General features: G+C 43.4%; 1 protein-coding gene. It reads right to left on the bottom strand.

Going from position 1 to position 249, the window contains the following annotated elements:
* Window positions 1–249, bottom strand: a 249-nt coding sequence (locus tag AAEY75_RS16445; RefSeq protein WP_352260228.1) for a YdcF family protein, incomplete at both ends; no start/stop codon positions are given.

The raw sequence follows: 249 nt of genomic DNA, 5'->3' as shown, positions 1-249 counted from the left end.
GCTTTACCCACTACCTCATGGCTGTATTGTGTTACTACATGCAAAGCTTGGGCATTTGGTACGAGTTGTTTGTGCCAAGGTAATACAGCAAAGTTATGATAATCAGTTGCCGCTGTTATTACCTCAACACCTTGGGCGTTAAATAAATCTTTTGCGCGCGGCATATGTAAAACTGAAGTAACCAATGCCACTTTGTAGTCAACTAATGTGGGGGCTAATAATCTTGCTTCGGCTGGGGTATCCATAGCC

Origin of the sequence: Psychrobacter sp. TB55-MNA-CIBAN-0194, from assembly GCF_040309505.1 — a bacterium.
In the GTDB taxonomy this organism is placed as follows: domain Bacteria; phylum Pseudomonadota; class Gammaproteobacteria; order Pseudomonadales; family Moraxellaceae; genus Psychrobacter; species Psychrobacter fozii.
The sequence above is the reverse complement of the archived record's forward strand: the minus strand, read 5'-3'. Positions and strand labels throughout refer to the sequence as shown.